Here is a 15,226-nt window from a genome sequence, read left to right as displayed (position 1 = left end):
TTACTATGAAAAAATCACTCAAAGCCGTTGCAGGAGTATTGTTTTCCTTGTCACTTCTCGTAGCAGGGTGTGGACAAGAAGCGTCGACTGGCAATACCGGAGGACAAGGCAGCGCAGCTGCGGGTTCCTCGATGACGAAAGAAGCGGGCGTGTTCACTTTCGCGGCTTCCGGTGAATACCAGCCGTTCAGCTATTTCAAAGACGGGCAGTTGACCGGATTCGATATCGAGATCGGCAACGAAATCGCCAAGCGGCTGAATCTTACACCGAAAGCGGTTACATCGCCTTTTTCCGGCATCATTGCCGGGGTAAAAGAAGGGCGTTACGACGCAGCGATTGCCAGTCATGCCATTACAGAAGAACGCAAACAGCAAATTGATTTTGCTGATCCATATTATTTGTCCGGTGGTCAACTGTTCACTCGTCCGGACGGCACAACTTCCACACTGGAAGAGTTGAAAGGCAAGGAAGTTGCGGTTGCCCTGGGCACTACGCACGAAAAAATGGCGCGCGAGTACACCGACAACATCAAGACGTACGACAGCGACGTGACTGCGCTGCGTGCCCTGGAGCAAGGAAAGCACGATGTCGTCATTACCGATAGCGTGGTTGGGGAAATCGCGATTGGCCAAGGCTTGAAGATCAAGAAAAGCGGAGCGCCGCTGTCAGAGGTTCAGCATGGAATTGCCGTGCGCAAAGGAAACACAGAACTCTTGAACAAAATCAACGAGGTGCTGAAGCAAATGCATGAAGACGGCACTTACAAACAGTTGAGCGAAAAGTATTTCCAACGCGATATCAGCAAAAACGAGTAGTTTGACGCATCGGTTCGACTGCCTGTCATCTGCGGGCGCAAAGCTGCGGGTGACAGGAACATTTTATCAGCGAGGGGTGGCATCGAGTGCCCAGTATTTCACATTTGACCGAAGAGTTTTTTCGCACACTGCCGTTTTTTTGGAAGCCGCTGCTGCTGACGTTTGAGCTGACGGTTGCTTCCGTCATCGTAGGTTCGATTATCGGGCTGTTCGTCGCCCTGTTGAAAGTGTCCAAGTTCAAGCTTGGGCAAATCATCGCCAACGTGTATATCATGGTCATTCGCGGCACGCCGCTGATTGTGCAAATTTTTGTCCTCTATTTCGGTTTTTACAAGATGATCGATCTCGGTCAATTTTGGTCAGCGGCTTTGGCTCTGGCGATTCACAGCGGGGCGTACATCGCAGAAATTTTCCGCGGCTCCATCCAGTCGATTGACAAGGGCCAGATGGAAGCAGGCTTGTCGCTCGGGATGTCCTCGTCTCAAACGATGCGCAGAATCATTTTGCCACAAGCGATGAAGCGTTCGATTCCGCCGCTCGGCAACCAGTTTATTTTGTCGCTGAAGGAATCGTCGCTGGCGGCATTTATCGCGATGGATGAGCTGTTTTCGCTGGCTCGCCGTCTGTCAGCAGAAACCTTTGACGAGATGACGTACTTTTTGATCGTCGCCTTGTACTATTTGGTGATTGTCATGATTTTCACGTATGTCGTCCATCGGATGGAAAAGCGGTTGGCCAAAGGTGACGTGTAGAGCAAAGGGGCGAAAACAATGGAAGACAAGCAAGTCATGATTCGCGTGCAAAACTTGAAGAAGAGCTTTGGACAGGTAGAAGTGTTGAAAGACGTCACGTTAGAGGTGGCAAAAGGCGAGGTCGTCGTCTTGATCGGGGCGAGCGGCTCCGGCAAGAGTACATTGATTCGCTGCATCAACTTTTTGGAAATCAAGAATGGCGGAGATATCTTGATTGAAGGAAAGAGCATCGATCCGAAAAAGGACGATTTGACCAAAGTGCGGCAAAAGGTCGGCATGGTCTTCCAGCACTTCAATCTGTTCCCGCACAAAACTGTGTTGGAAAACGTCATGGAAGCGCCGCTGATCGCGAAAAAAGCGGACAAGGAGCAAACGAAGCAGGAAGCGTTGCAGCTTTTGCAGAAGGTAGGATTGTCAGAAAAAGCAGACGTCTATCCATCCTCGCTGTCAGGCGGTCAGAAGCAGCGGGTGGCGATCGCCCGTTCGCTGGCGATGAAGCCGGAGATCATGCTGTTCGACGAGCCGACATCCGCGCTCGATCCCGAGCTGGTCGGCGAAGTGCTGGAAACGATGAAGCAGCTCGCCCAGGACGGGATGACGATGATTATTGTGACGCATGAAATGGGATTCGCCAAAGAAGTAGCGGACTGGGTCGCTTTTATGAACCAGGGGAAAATCGTGGAGATGGCGCGCCCGGAAGAAATTTTCAACAATCCGAAAGAAGAGCGGACACGCGAGTTTTTGAATCGGGTTTTGTAAGGTAACGAGGCAAAAGCGAAAGGGAGCGTAGCGATGAGAGAAGTAGTCATTGTCGCCGGGGCGCGCAGCGCAGTTGGCGCTTTCGGCAAAAGCTTGCGCGACGTGCCGGCAACGGAGCTGGGACGGCAAGTATTGGAAGGCTTGATGGAAAAGTCTGGCTTTTCCAAGCAGGAAGTCAATGAAGTGATTTTTGGCAACGGTTACGTGCACGGCGGCGGTCTGAACGCGGCTAGGATCAGTTCGCAGCTCGCCGGATTTCCGCGCCAGGTGTACGGGCATGTCGTGATCAAGGCGTGCGGATCGGGCTTGAAGGCGATCACAAGCGGCGCACTCGCGATCATGGCCGGGCAGGAAGATGTCGTCGTTGCCGGCGGCGTGGAAAACATGAGCAATGTCCCGTACTTGGTGAAAAACCGTTGGGGCAGCAAATTCGGCAACTTGACGATGGAAGACGCTCTCTTGGCGGACGGCTTGATCTGTTCTCTGGAAGGCGAGCACATGGGGATCACAGCGGAGCGGCTCGCGCTCCAGTACGGGATTTCCCGCGAAGAGCAGGATCAGTTCGCTTTTGACAGCCATAAAAAAGCCGCAGCCGCCATCGCCGCAGGCAAATTTGCCAGCGAGATCGTGCCGATTGCAATCAAGGAGCGCAAAGGGACGCGCGTCTTTGACCAGGATGAGTCGGTGCGTGCGGATATTAATCTGGACGATTTGGCGAAGCTGAAAAGCGTCTTCCAAAAAGACGGCACGGTTACGGCGGGCAACGCATGTCCGATGAACGACGGAGCAGCAGCCGTCTTGATGATGTCGCGGGAAAAAGCGGAGGAAGCGGGTCTTAAGCCGCTGGTCAAAATCAAGACGTTTGCCAGCGCAGGAGTGGAGCCGGGCGTAATGGGAATCGGGCCTGTCCCGGCGACGCAAAAAGCGCTGGAGAAAGCAGGTCTGACGCTGGATGACATCGGGCTGATCGAGCTGAACGAGGCGTTTGCCGCACAAGCGCTGTCCGTCATCAAAGGGCTGGAGCTGGACCCGGCGAAGGTCAATGTCAACGGAGGAGCGATCGCACTCGGTCACCCGGTCGGAGCGACAGGCGCCAAGCTGACCGTGACGCTGATGAACGAAATGGTGCGCAGCCGCGTCAAGTACGGCATGGTCACGCTCTGCATGGCAGGCGGGATGGGTCTGTCCGTCATCTACGAAAACATGACGCTGTCTTCGTAAGGCCAAGCATGTAAGCGAAACAAGCACAGCACATAAAAAAGCCCCGTCAGAGAGCCGCTTCGATTTAGCGGCATTCTGGTGGGGCTTTTGCGGTGGTGTCGGGAGCGGCGCTTTGCAGTCTACTCATGTGTGCACATGCGACTGACGTAGAGTCAGGTAGATCAAGCATTCAACGGCTCGCTCGGACGCTGTCACTCTGCGAGCATGACAGAAGGCGTCGCCGTCCGCACGAACACCAGCGCATCAAACGCTTTTGCCGGAACCATTTGCAGCGTGTACATTTTCTCGATGCTGCCATACCAGCTGGCAAACATGTCGCCGATGGCGCTGATCGGCTGGGCGCGATTCACGTAGGCGGAAAAGGCTGTGTCCTGGCGGGTCTTGGCAAAATCCAAAAAGCCATCCGCCATTCCGGTCTTCGCGAACAGAACGGCTAGTCGCTGCTCCCCGCTGTTTTTGACATGGAACAGCTTGCGTTCATTGGTTGACGCGTCTTTGGCCAGAAACGAGCTTTCGTAAAATTCGCTGCCGATCGCGTAATACTGGTCGCCCCACGTTTTCGCCAGATGGGCGCCCATGGAGGCGGTGATGCCAGCCGTTGTCGACGTTTTTTCGATGTGTCCGTTATGTCCGGCGATAAACAGTTGCTGGCGTCCGTAAAATTTCTTTTCAAACGCGAGAATCCAGTTGACCCGGTCGGCCATGAAGCGGTCGCGCGTGCTGCCGTAAGGGACGTTCGTTCCGTGCAAAGTGGCATTTTGCATGATCGATTCGGCATAGGCGACAGCCAGCTCGTAGTCTTTTTCCGAGCTTTTGGCGATGTAGGCGGTTTTGTTTTGCTTGATTCGTTCGAGCATGTGGCGAGTCGAAGCAAGGCTCTCCTTTGCGAGCTTTTCGTCGGACACGGTTTGATCGGTCAGCTTGGCGAGTGCCTTTGCCGATTCAGAAGCAAGCGCAGGGTCGACTTTTTGCAAGTAGGCGAAAAGCCTTGTCTTGTTGTGATCGTAGCGCTGCATGTCAAATCCGTAAAAATGGATTTTTTGGTCGGCAGGCTGCTTTTCGTTGTAAGTGCGCATCCAGGACAGCAGATCGGCCATTTCTTGCGTGTTGTAGATGGCGAAGCCGATCGCCTTTGCCGCATCGTTTGCGGTTACATGTCCGCCCAAAAGGAAGTCGTTGACCTTCTGGGCGCCGCCAAAATCACCTTCGATGGCAAACACGCGATAGCCTTGCTTCTCGACTACATGCCGGAATACGTCCAGCGTGAGCGTAGTGAACTGCTTGTTTCCGTGCGTAGCTTCGCCAAAGCCGATAATCGTCTTCGCGGGCAGCTCCATTTTCGCTACAGGAACGGCATATTTTTGCAAAGAGCTTTGCAGGGAGCTTGCAGCAGGGGCAGGGGTGTCAAAGCCAGTCAGGACGCTGAGCATGAGCAGCAAGCTTGCGGCGATCAAAACAATTTTTTTCATAACAATCTCACTTTCTGTAGGGCGTTTTTCAAAAAGAATCTGCTTCACAACGGTTGTCTGTCTTCATTCGTGTTGAGCGAGCAGATGTTGTTGCAGCGTAACGGCGATCTCGGTGGGGTTCTCCACCTGCACGACAATTTTCCGGTATTTCGCATGTCCTTCCAAATCAAGCAAAAGCAGATGATTCGTCCGCTCGAAGGAAAGGAAGTACCAATCGTTTCCGTAGAGGAATCTGCCCGCATATGTGCTGGAAAAAGGAATCTCCGTTCCCGGCATGCGCAGCGTTCCCGGCTCGGGAGTAAAGGAATCGACTTGAACATGCTTGATGAATCGATACGGCATGGTAATGCGGTTCTCGAATGCGATCACCGCGCGCCAGCCGCTGAGCGCCAATGTGCACTCCGACGGGCCAAACTGTATCGTTCTGCTCACATCCACTCACCACCGATGACGTTTTTCTTTTTATTATCGCAAAGCATGACAAAAAATGGAACGATTTAGGTGGTGAGATATCGACAAGCGAGCCGTGGCTGCTGTTTTCCAAAAAGGAAAGCCGGCGTTTCCTGAGAGCAGGAGGCAGCCGGCTTTCGTGATCTTGCGACAGTTACATTTCCTCTGGAGCAGCCAGTCCGAGCAGGCGCAATCCTTCTTTCAGGACAGCGACTACCGCAGCTACGAGCTGGAGGCGGGACGCTTTGACGTCTTCTTCCTCGGCCAAAATGCGCACGTTGGCGTAGAACTTGTTGAACGATTGGGCAAGGTCGATGACGTACTTGCCGATTTGCGACGGATCGAAATTGTCGCTGGCCCGTTCAATCACTTCCGGGAAGCTGTTCAGCAAAGTGATGACTGCCCACGCTTCCTTGCTGTCCAATGCATCTGGTACGAGGGTGGCAGCCGTTTGCGGCTTGTACTCTCCTTTGCGCAGAAGCGAGCAAGCGCGCGCGTGCGTGTATTGCACGTACGGCCCTGTCTCGCCTTCAAAGGTGAGCATTTCTTCCCAGGAGAAGTTGATGTCGTTCAGACGGTAGTTTTTCAGGTCGTGGAAAATGACGGCACCGACCCCGACTTGGCGGGAAACTTCGTCCTTGTTCGCGAGGGAAGGATTTTTCTCCTCAATCACTTTTTGCACATCGGCAATCGCCTGCGCCAAAACTTCTTCGAGCAGGACGACCTTTCCTTTACGCGTGGACATTTTCTTGCCGTCTTTGAGCATCATGCCGAATGGGATGTGATGCATGTCGGCGGACCAGGCGTAGCCCATTTTTTCCAACACTTTGTAGAGCTGCTGGAAGTGGAGGCGCTGCTCGTTTCCTACGACATAGAGCGCTTTTGCGAAGTCGTACGTCTCATGACGGTACAGGGCGGCTGCCAGATCGCGCGTGGCGTACAAAGTAGCGCCGTCCGACTTTTTGATCAGGCATGGCGGCATGTTGTACTCATCGAGACTGACAACCATGGCGCCGTCCGATTCGGTCAGCAAGCCTTTTTCTTCGAGCAGGGTGACGACGCGATCCATTTTGTCGTTGTAGAAAGCTTCCCCTTGTGTGGAGTCGAAGGAGACGTTCATCAGCTCGTAAATTTTCATGAACTCCTTGAGTGATTCGTCGCGGAACCATTTCCACAGATGCTGCGCCTCGGCGTCGCCATCTTCCAGCTTTTTGAACCATTCGCGGCCCTGGTCTTCCAAGGTAGAGTCGTTTTCAACTTCTTCGTGGAAACGCACGTACAGGCTGAGCAGCTCCTTGATCGGCTCCGCTTTGACTTTCTCCTCGTCACCCCACAGGCGATAGGCGACGATCAGCTTGCCGAACTGTGTGCCCCAGTCACCCAAGTGGTTGATGCGCACAGGCTGGTAGCCGCGTTTTTCCATGATGTTCGCAATCGCGTTTCCGATGACGGTCGAACGCAAGTGCCCCATGGAAAACGGCTTGGCGATGTTAGGGGAGGAGAGGTCGATCGGCACTTTGCGGCCTTGGCCTGCTTCGCTGCTTCCGTATGCGCTGCCTTGTGCCAGGATGGTGCCAATGACTTGCTCCGCCACGTTTTGCTGATCGAGAAACAAGTTGACGTAAGGGCCGACTGCTTGTGCCGAGCGCAGCGGCGCACCTTCTATTTTTTCCGCAAGCTCTGTCGCGATCATCGGCGGAGCTTTGCGCAGTGCTTTTGCCAATTGGAAACATGGGAAAGCGATATCTCCCATAGCCGGGTTTGGCGGTGTTTCCAGCATGTTGTACACCGTTTCTTGCGAGAAATCGTTCACACCGAGTCCGGTGAGGGCCGCGGCGATTTTTTCCGCCACTTGATGTTTGTAACTCATGGTAATTCTCCTTTCAAATGGGAAAAGCTTTGGAACGGAACGCTTGAAAAATAAAAAAACCTCTACGTCTCCTGTAAAAAGAGACGAGAGGTTGTGCTCCCGCGGTGCCACTCTTGTTGTTTTTGCCTGCATGATTTGGTTGAGGCAAAAACCGCTTTGCGCTGCTGTAACGGGCAGACCCGGCAAAACCCTACACAATCCAGACGCTTACATCTATAGCGTCAGATGTTCAGGCCGCATCTCCGAGGGGCGCTTCCGCACTTGGTCAGGCATCGGGCTTCCACCATCCCCGATTCGCTACAGCCGTAAGTCCAAGGGTACTGTCCTCATCAACGATTCGCTTGTTTACCTAGCATTATAGCCGTTTTTGGTGCTTTTGTGCAACTTACTCTTCCGGTTTTTTCAAAATCTTGTCGAGTGCCGCGAAATACTCCTGCGTCAGCTTTTCTCTTTCTTCCGCCGTCAAGTTTTCGGCATGCATCCATTGCGCCTTGTACTGCTCCAGTTTTTCCACCATGGCCAGCTCGGCAGCCGCTTCTTCTTCCAGATCGTAATTCTCGGATGGATCAAAAGGGATCAGCCGATTGTCGTTGCCGCTGCGCAGGTAGGAAGAGCGCCAGTTTTCCGGGAAGTGGTAATCCTGATCGCCAAACATCAGACCGAGAACGTCGTCGGAGTCGAGTGGCAAAAAGTGATCGTAATTGTCCCTTCTGCCGCCTTCGGACAGGTTGATATGCGACAAAAAGTAGCGCAAATAGTGTTCACCTGTTTCGGTATGCTTTACGATGGAATATGTTTCAAACTCGGATGTTTCCAGTTCCTTTACCGTCTCTATACAGGACAAAAACTCGTCTTTTTCACAAGCGAGCAAAGTGTTCATCGTCAATCGTTCCTTTCTGGGGATTAGGTAAGCCTCATGATAGCAAAAGCGTTCCGCTCTGACAACGAACGCAGTGCGCGCAGGTGTCGTCTTTTCCGCTGAAAACAGAGGCCAGAAAAAATAAATCGCGATTTCTGTCACAAAAAGCAGGCTGCTGGATCAAATGGATATCGTTTGCAAGAGGAGGTGAAGCAAAGTGAATGTCAATCTGAATGCCAGTGCAAAGGCTAACGCGGCACGCGTGAACGAGGCAGAGCGGTCTTTGCAGCCGACCAAGGATGCGCTGCTGTCGACTTTGATGAATGACTACGGTGACAAAATCGTCCTGCTCGCCTACATGATCGTCAAAGATCGCGGAATCGCGGAAGACATCACACAGGAAGTGTTCCTGAAAGCCTATCGGTCGCTGGATCAGTTTCGCCATGAGAGCAGTTTGAAAACATGGCTGTACCGGATTGCGATCAATGAATCGCGCAAGTATTTGCGATCGTGGTCGTTCCGGCAAATTTTTTCTACGTTTGTCTCCCCGAAAGAAACCGTGCCGGAACAAGTGGCGGAAGGGAACGTGGAATCGTCCGTTTTCAAGCAACTGGATCAGGTACATATCGCCGAGAAAGTCATGCTGCTGTCGCCTTTGTATCGAAAGGTCATGGTACTTCATTACTATGAAGATTTGTCAATTAAGGAAGTAGCACAAGTGCTGGATATTTCCGAGGATGCGGTACGGACGCAGCTGCATCGGGCGCGCAAACATTTTCGGGCATTGTGTGAAAAGGAGGGATTGGAATGGAACTAGATCAGGGGCTGCGTGAAGCTGTACGCGAAGCAGGGAAAGCGGCAGCTTCGGGAGTGAAGTTTACCCGGGAAATGGAAGAGAGGATTCGGATGGAAGTCGGGAAGAAAAAGCAGAAAAATCGCAATCGCGTGGTCATGGCGGGATCGCTTGCGGCTTGTCTGGCATTGACCGTGCTAGGGGTGCGAGAGGGCTTTCTGCCGTCCATGTCGCCGCAAAAAAATGGAACGAGCGCAGCGGCGGCGCATCAAACGGACAAAACCGCGGAGCAGGCCGTTTCACCGGAACAAGCGCTGGCTCCGCTGCAAAAGGCAGTCCCTGAGCTTGGCGGCGTCACACTGCGCAAAGGCGAGACGCTGGATGGGGTTGCGCTTGTGACCTTGCTGCAAAAGGACAGGGCAATCGGACAAGTCGCGTATGACACCCGGACGGGGCGGATCGAAAGCTACTTGCTGGACGCGAGCAATGACGGCGAGAAAACAACGATTGCGCCCGCGCAAGCAGAGAAAGTCGCGCAAGCATTTTTGCAGACCGCGCTCGGTGAAGAAGCGAAGGCTTACGCGCATCAGGCGACAGAAGTTTATGCGGATGAGGATTGGCGCAACGGAACGTGGATGAACGTCAGCTATCAGCGGTTGGAAAACGGCAAGCCTGTCCCGTACGATGTCTTGACTGTCCAGGTGGACAAAAAGGAGCGCGTCGCCTTTTTCGGCAGGTTGAACGAGCAGGAACAGAAGCTGTTTGCCAAATTCGCCGCCTCCGTGCCTGAACTGAATCCGTTCCCGGTTGTCTACAACAAACAGCTGACTCGAGATGGTTGGGCGCTGGTTTTGGGCAAAGTGAACGACGAAGGCCAGACAGCGATGGTGAGCGAAATCGGCAACGGGCAAGACATCGATCTGTACCGGATTCAGCGGGACCGCAACGAAGAAGCGCAAAAGCCAAATGAAGCAGAGGCGTTAAAGCAAGCGAAGCAGCTTCTCGGCCGATTGCTTGGAGCTGACAGCGCGAACTATCGCCATGTGGAATCGAATAGCGCGGAAAAATTCATGCGCTATCATAACGGGTTACCTGTCATGGAAGATGTGCTGGATATTGAGCTGGGCAGCTCCGGACGTCTTCTGATGTTCAGCAAACCGACGAGAGCGTATTCCCCGTCTTCATTCCCGGATGCTGCGGAAGCTGTGGCGAAAAGCGCCGCCGAAAACGAGCTGGCCGCAAATATGAAGCTTGTATACGTGCAGCACATGTCCGAAGGGAAGGCGCTGAAACAGCCGACACTGGAATACAGGGCAGCGGTTTCCTTTTTCCAACAAGGAAGGCCGGTTTTCCTTGATTGGTACATTGATGCGCATAGCGGCAAGATCAACTACGGTACGGGAAACAACGGCTTTGCCTACGATCAACTGCAGCGGGAGCAGCCGCAGGCAGATGCGTTCGAGACACACGAACAGCCTGTCATCGTGCGTACGAAGGAAGAGGCGAAGGCGCTTTTGCAAACGGAATTTGGCGTCAATATCGAAGGCATGTCCTATCGGGAATCCGTAGATGATCATCAAAAGAACAAATCATTTAACTGGGCAGATAGCAAAGACCGCTGGCATGAAGTGACGATCGACGCGAAGACGAGCCAGGTAGTTGGGTTGCGCGTTCCCCGCACAAATACGCAAGTGACCGTGAAGCGCGAACAGGCCGAGCAGGCAGCCGTGTTCTTTTTGGCCAAATACGCCGATCCGGGCGTAAAAGAAGTGCAGCTTGCACAAGTGATGGAACCTGGCGCAGCCAATCCGGTTTCGTCAGGCAACTGGGTATTCCGCTATGTCATGAGCAAGGATGGGATTCCGGTGTTGGACAAGGGGCCAGATGCCGCTTACGAGGTGTCGGTAGACCCTTCGACCGGGAAGGTAAACAGCTTCCGGAATTGGCGAGAGACTCACAAGTTGACAGAGCTTCCTTCGTCAGCCGAGGTCGTTTCCAAACAAAAGGCTGCCGAGTCGTTTTTGCGCGTCATGCCACTCAGGCTTGTTTACCTGTTAAAAGATCAGGAAAACGATTGGCTGGATCGGCCGAGACTCGCGTACATTCCGTGGAGCGAGGAAGAGCTGGCAAGCAGTTTCATTACCATCGATGCCAAAAGCGGCGAGGCTGTAATCGAGCCGTAAGGACAAGAAAAAGAGGCTATCCCGCAAGCCAGCTGGAAGGCGGGGGGATAGCCTCTTCTTGTCATTTACCTAGCAGTCGTCACACGAACACCCAACAATGACCAGCAGGATAAACAGTACGAGCACCAGTGCGAAGCAGTCTCCAAAGATGCCATTTCCGCAGTAAGATGTACTCACGTTTGTTCCCCCTCCTTTCCGTTATGCTACAGTCTATACACGATCGCACAGATTGGCGTGGGCGGATGCCCGGTAAGCACAAAAATGGGCGCAGTCGGGAAGAAAAGCAGTAAATAATAGACAAATTCTCAATTGACGTAGACAGGACGCGGTGTTAAGATACTGTCAAACATGAAACCTGAAAGTCAAAAATGAATACCATGGTACAACTCTTATCAAGAGAGGCAGAGGGACTGGCCTGATGAAGCCTCGGCAACCGGTTAAAATCCGGTGCCAATTCCAGCAAAGCTACGGCTTTGAAAGATGAGAGGATGGTTCAGGCGCAATTGTATCCGCGGACAAATCCTCTTCTTTCAAAGAAGAGGATTTTTTTGTGCAAAAAAACTGCCGAGAATAAACGCCGCAAGGGAGAAAAGGAGTACGTCAATGAAACCCACTTTTCGCGAACAGCTTTCCCGGAAAATTCTGATTCTGGACGGTGCGATGGGCACGATGCTGCAACAGGCGAACTTGACCGCCGATGATTTTGGCGGCGAAGCCTACGATGGTTGCAACGAGCTTTTGAACTTGACGCGACCAGACGTCATTCGATCCATCCACGAAAAATATTTGGAGGCGGGAGCGGACATCGTCGAGACGAATACATTCGGAGCCACCTCCGTCGTGTTGGCCGAGTACGATGTCGCCGACAAGGATTTGGAGTTAAACATCGCTGCGGCCCGCCTGGCGAAGGAAGCCGTAGATGCCTATAGCACAACCGAGTGGCCGCGATACGTGGCAGGGGCAATGGGACCGACGACGAAAACGCTCGCTTTGACAGGCGGCGTCACCTTCGAGGAGCTGGTGGAGTCCTACTATCGTCAGGCAAAAGGACTGATCATTGGCGGAGCCGACGTGCTGCTGCTGGAAACATCGCAGGATACGCTGAACGTCAAGGCGGGGGGAATCGGCATCCGCAAAGCGTTCGCAGAGCTGGATGTGGAGTTGCCCGTCATGCTGTCCGGGACGATTGAACCGATGGGCACGACTCTTGCCGGTCAAAACATCGAGGCGTTTTATATCTCGCTTGAGCATTTGAAGCCCGTGTCCGTTGGGCTGAACTGTGCGACTGGCCCCGAGTTCATGCGCGACCATCTGCGCACGCTGTCCGGACTGGCTCAATGCGGAGTGAGCTGTTACCCCAATGCGGGCTTGCCGGATGAAAACGGACATTACCATGAGACGCCGCAAGGGCTTGCGACAAAAATGCGCGCTTTTGCAGAACAAGGCTGGCTGAACGTGGCGGGCGGCTGCTGCGGAACGACGCCCGATCATATCAGGGCGATGGCAGAAGCATTGAAAGACTGCAAGCCACGTCAGGCTGTCGATCAGGCTGTCAGCGCGGTATCCGGCATCGAAGTCGTGTACGTGGAAGATGACAGTCGCCCGCTGTTGGTAGGGGAGCGCACAAACGTCATCGGTTCGAAAAAATTCCGCGACTTGATCGCCGCAGGCCAATACGAGGAAGCGTCAGATATCGCCCGGGCACAAGTAAAACGCGGCGCTCACGTCATCGATATTTGTTTGGCTGACCCGGATCGGGATGAATACGCCGATATGGAAAAATTCCTGCAATTCGTCGTGAAAAAGGTCAAGGCTCCGCTGATGATCGACTCGACGGATGCAAAAGTAATGGAGCTGGGCCTGCGCTATTCCCAGGGAAAAGCGATTCTCAACTCGATCAACCTGGAAGACGGCCTGGAGCGCTTTGAAGAAGTAGCGCCGCTGATCAAAAAGTTCGGAGCGGCTGTAGTCGTCGGAACGATCGAGGAAGCGGGCATGGCTGTCACGCGCGAGAAGAAGCTGGAAGTGGCGAAGCGCTCGTACGATATTTTGGTCAACCAGTACGGAATTGCCCCGCAAGACATCATTTTCGACCCGCTGGTGTTCCCGGTCGGTACAGGGGATGAGCAGTACATCGGTTCTGCCAAGGAGACGGTTGAGGGGATTCGCCTCATTAAAGAAGCGATGCCGCTGTGCAAAACGATTCTCGGGGTCAGCAACGTGTCTTTCGGGCTGCCAGCAGCGGGCCGCGAAGTGCTCAACGCCGTGTTTTTGTACCACACGACGGTTGCCGGACTCGATTTTGCCATCGTCAATACAGAAAAGCTGGAGCGCTACGCGTCGATTCCCGAGGATGAGCGCAAGCTGGCGGAAGCGCTGCTGTTCGAGACAAACGACGAAACACTGGCTGCATTCACCGAATTTTACCGCCAGAAGAAAAAAGAAGTGCGGGTGGAAGCTTCCACGCTGACTTTGGAAGAGCGCCTCGCCCGATATGTCGTCGAAGGCTCCAAGGATGGCTTGACTGACGATTTGAAGCTGGCTCTGGAAAAGTATGCGCCGCTTGAAATTATTAACGGCCCGTTGATGTCAGGAATGGAAGAGGTCGGCCGCCTGTTTAACGGAAACCAGCTGATCGTAGCGGAAGTGCTGCAAAGCGCGGAAGTCATGAAAGCGTCCGTCTCGTTTTTGGAGCCGTTTATGGAAAAGAGCGATGCGGCGGCCAAAGGCAAGATTTTGCTGGCGACAGTCAAAGGCGACGTGCACGACATCGGCAAAAATCTGGTGGAAATCATTTTGGCAAACAACGGCTACAACGTGGTGAACCTGGGGATCAAGGTGCCGCCTGAGCAACTGATTGCCGCTTGCCGGGAAGAGAAGCCGGATGCGATCGGTTTGTCCGGTCTTTTGGTCAAATCCGCCCAGCAAATGGTCATTACCGCGCAAGACTTGAAAGCAGCGGGAATCGATGTGCCGATGATGGTCGGAGGTGCGGCTTTGACGCGCAAATTCACTTCCAACCGGATCGCGCCGGAATACCACGGAATCGTGTTGTACGCCAAGGATGCGATGGACGGACTCGACCTCGTCAACCGTTTGCAAAACCCGAACGAGCGGGAGCGTCTGGTCGCTGAGCAGCAAGAACTCGCTGAAGCGGCGGCAACGGCGCAACCCGTGGTGGTACAAGAGAAAAAAGCTCCGCTGCCTGCCCGTTCGGCGATTAGCAGAACCGTTCCGATTCAGTTGCCGCCAGACTGCGAGCGACACGTGCTGCGCCAGTACCCGATCAGCCATTTGCAACCGTACCTGAATTTGCGCATGCTGCTCGGCAAGCATCTCGGTGTGCGTGGAAACGTGGAAAAATTGCTGGAAGCGGGCGACGAAAAGGCGTTGGAACTGTACGGGATAGTCGAGGAGCTGTTGAATGAAGCGAAGCAGCAGGGAACGATCAAGGCGCACGGTGCCTATCAGTTTTTCCCGGCGCAAGCGGACGGCAACGATATTATCGTCTACGATCCAAACGACCACAGCAAAGTGCTGGAACGATTCTCGTTCCCGCGTCAGCCGGAAGAGCCGCATCTGTGCCTGTCCGATTTCTTGCGTCCGGTCGAGAGCAAGGAGATGGATTACGTCGGATTTTTGACGGTGACAGCAGGCGGCGGCATTCGCGAGCGCTCGACTGAACTGAAGGAACGCGGCGACTACTTGCGCTCGCACGTTTTGCAAGCATTGGCTCTGGAGCTGGCGGAAGCTTTTGCGGAGCGGATTCACCACGTAATGCGCGATGTATGGGGGATTCCTGATCCGGCGGAAATGACCATGCTGGAGCGCTTCGGTGCCCGCTATCGAGGCATTCGCGTGTCGTTCGGCTATCCGGCTTGCCCGAACTTGGAAGACCAGGCGCAACTGTTCCGCCTGCTGCGGCCGGAAGACATCGGCATCCAGTTGACAGAAGGCTTCATGATGGAGCCGGAAGCTTCTGTATCCGCGATGGTATTTGCCCACCCGGAAGCGCGTTACTTTAACGCAGGTCCGTCGGTGTTTGAAGTATAGAT

At 53.8% G+C, this 15,226-nt stretch carries 12 protein-coding genes, 1 riboswitch and 1 other annotated feature; of the genes, 7 read left to right on the top strand and 5 right to left on the bottom strand.

What is annotated here, in order from left to right:
• The first annotated feature begins 5 nt into the window (after positions 1-5).
• From DEP07_RS24300 to DEP07_RS24285, 4 genes are all read left to right on the top strand, one after another.
• Positions 6-815 carry a transporter substrate-binding domain-containing protein gene (locus tag DEP07_RS24300; RefSeq protein WP_173599195.1) on the top strand — a complete coding sequence of 270 codons (810 nt, stop codon included), beginning with the start codon at positions 6-8 and terminating at the stop codon, positions 813-815.
• 86 nt (positions 816-901) lie between these two features.
• Positions 902-1,567, top strand: coding sequence for an amino acid ABC transporter permease (locus DEP07_RS24295; protein ID WP_063227804.1), 666 nt, complete (start codon positions 902-904; stop codon positions 1,565-1,567).
• Between the two features lie 18 nt (positions 1,568-1,585).
• Positions 1,586-2,326, top strand: coding sequence for an amino acid ABC transporter ATP-binding protein (locus DEP07_RS24290; RefSeq protein ID WP_122965731.1), 741 nt, complete (start codon positions 1,586-1,588; stop codon positions 2,324-2,326).
• A 33-nt stretch (positions 2,327-2,359) separates the two neighbouring features.
• A complete protein-coding gene (locus tag DEP07_RS24285; RefSeq protein ID WP_217021722.1) occupies positions 2,360-3,547 on the top strand; it encodes a thiolase family protein in 1,188 nt (395 codons plus the stop codon).
• 191 nt (positions 3,548-3,738) lie between these two features.
• Here the strand turns inward: DEP07_RS24285 and DEP07_RS24280 are convergent, their stop codons facing one another.
• From DEP07_RS24280 to DEP07_RS24265, 4 genes are all read right to left on the bottom strand, one after another.
• Positions 3,739-5,016, bottom strand: a complete 1,278-nt coding sequence (locus DEP07_RS24280) for an erythromycin esterase family protein (protein ID WP_287103145.1) — start codon at positions 5,014-5,016, stop codon at positions 3,739-3,741.
• A gap of 63 nt (positions 5,017-5,079) precedes the next feature.
• Positions 5,080-5,448 (bottom strand): hypothetical protein, encoded by a 369-nt coding sequence (locus DEP07_RS24275; protein ID WP_122965734.1) that lies wholly within the window; start codon positions 5,446-5,448, stop codon positions 5,080-5,082.
• A gap of 172 nt (positions 5,449-5,620) precedes the next feature.
• A complete protein-coding gene (gene argS / locus DEP07_RS24270) occupies positions 5,621-7,336 on the bottom strand; it encodes an arginine--tRNA ligase (RefSeq protein WP_173595633.1) in 1,716 nt (571 codons plus the stop codon).
• 76 nt (positions 7,337-7,412) lie between these two features.
• Positions 7,413-7,678 (bottom strand) — a binding site (T-box leader).
• Positions 7,679-7,721: 43 nt separating this feature from the next.
• Positions 7,722-8,216: a hypothetical protein gene (locus DEP07_RS24265; protein ID WP_122965890.1), complete on the bottom strand. Its 495-nt coding sequence runs from the start codon at positions 8,214-8,216 to the stop codon at positions 7,722-7,724.
• Positions 8,217-8,424: 208 nt separating this feature from the next.
• Between DEP07_RS24265 and DEP07_RS24260 the strand changes: the two genes are divergently transcribed.
• Positions 8,425-9,012: a sigma-70 family RNA polymerase sigma factor gene (locus DEP07_RS24260; RefSeq protein ID WP_173595984.1), complete on the top strand. Its 588-nt coding sequence runs from the start codon at positions 8,425-8,427 to the stop codon at positions 9,010-9,012.
• A complete protein-coding gene (locus DEP07_RS24255) occupies positions 9,003-11,171 on the top strand; it encodes a YcdB/YcdC domain-containing protein (RefSeq protein WP_173595634.1) in 2,169 nt (722 codons plus the stop codon). The genes DEP07_RS24260 and DEP07_RS24255 overlap by 10 nt, the downstream gene beginning before the upstream one ends.
• 69 nt (positions 11,172-11,240) lie before the next feature.
• Here the strand turns inward: DEP07_RS24255 and DEP07_RS24250 are convergent, their stop codons facing one another.
• Entirely contained in the window at positions 11,241-11,348 is a 108-nt protein-coding gene (locus DEP07_RS24250) for a YjcZ family sporulation protein (protein WP_083955646.1), read from the bottom strand.
• 209 nt (positions 11,349-11,557) lie between these two features.
• A riboswitch (SAM riboswitch) is annotated at positions 11,558-11,658 on the top strand.
• A 116-nt stretch (positions 11,659-11,774) separates the two neighbouring features.
• Here DEP07_RS24250 and metH point away from each other — a divergent pair.
• Positions 11,775-15,224 carry a methionine synthase gene (metH, locus tag DEP07_RS24245; protein ID WP_242771879.1) on the top strand — a complete coding sequence of 1,150 codons (3,450 nt, stop codon included), beginning with the start codon at positions 11,775-11,777 and terminating at the stop codon, positions 15,222-15,224.
• Positions 15,225-15,226: the final 2 nt, after the last annotated feature.

This window comes from Brevibacillus sp. (assembly GCF_003521185.1).
Classification (GTDB): Bacteria; Bacillota; Bacilli; order Brevibacillales; family Brevibacillaceae; genus Brevibacillus; species Brevibacillus parabrevis.
The sequence above is the reverse complement of the archived record's forward strand: the minus strand, read 5'-3'. Positions and strand labels throughout refer to the sequence as shown.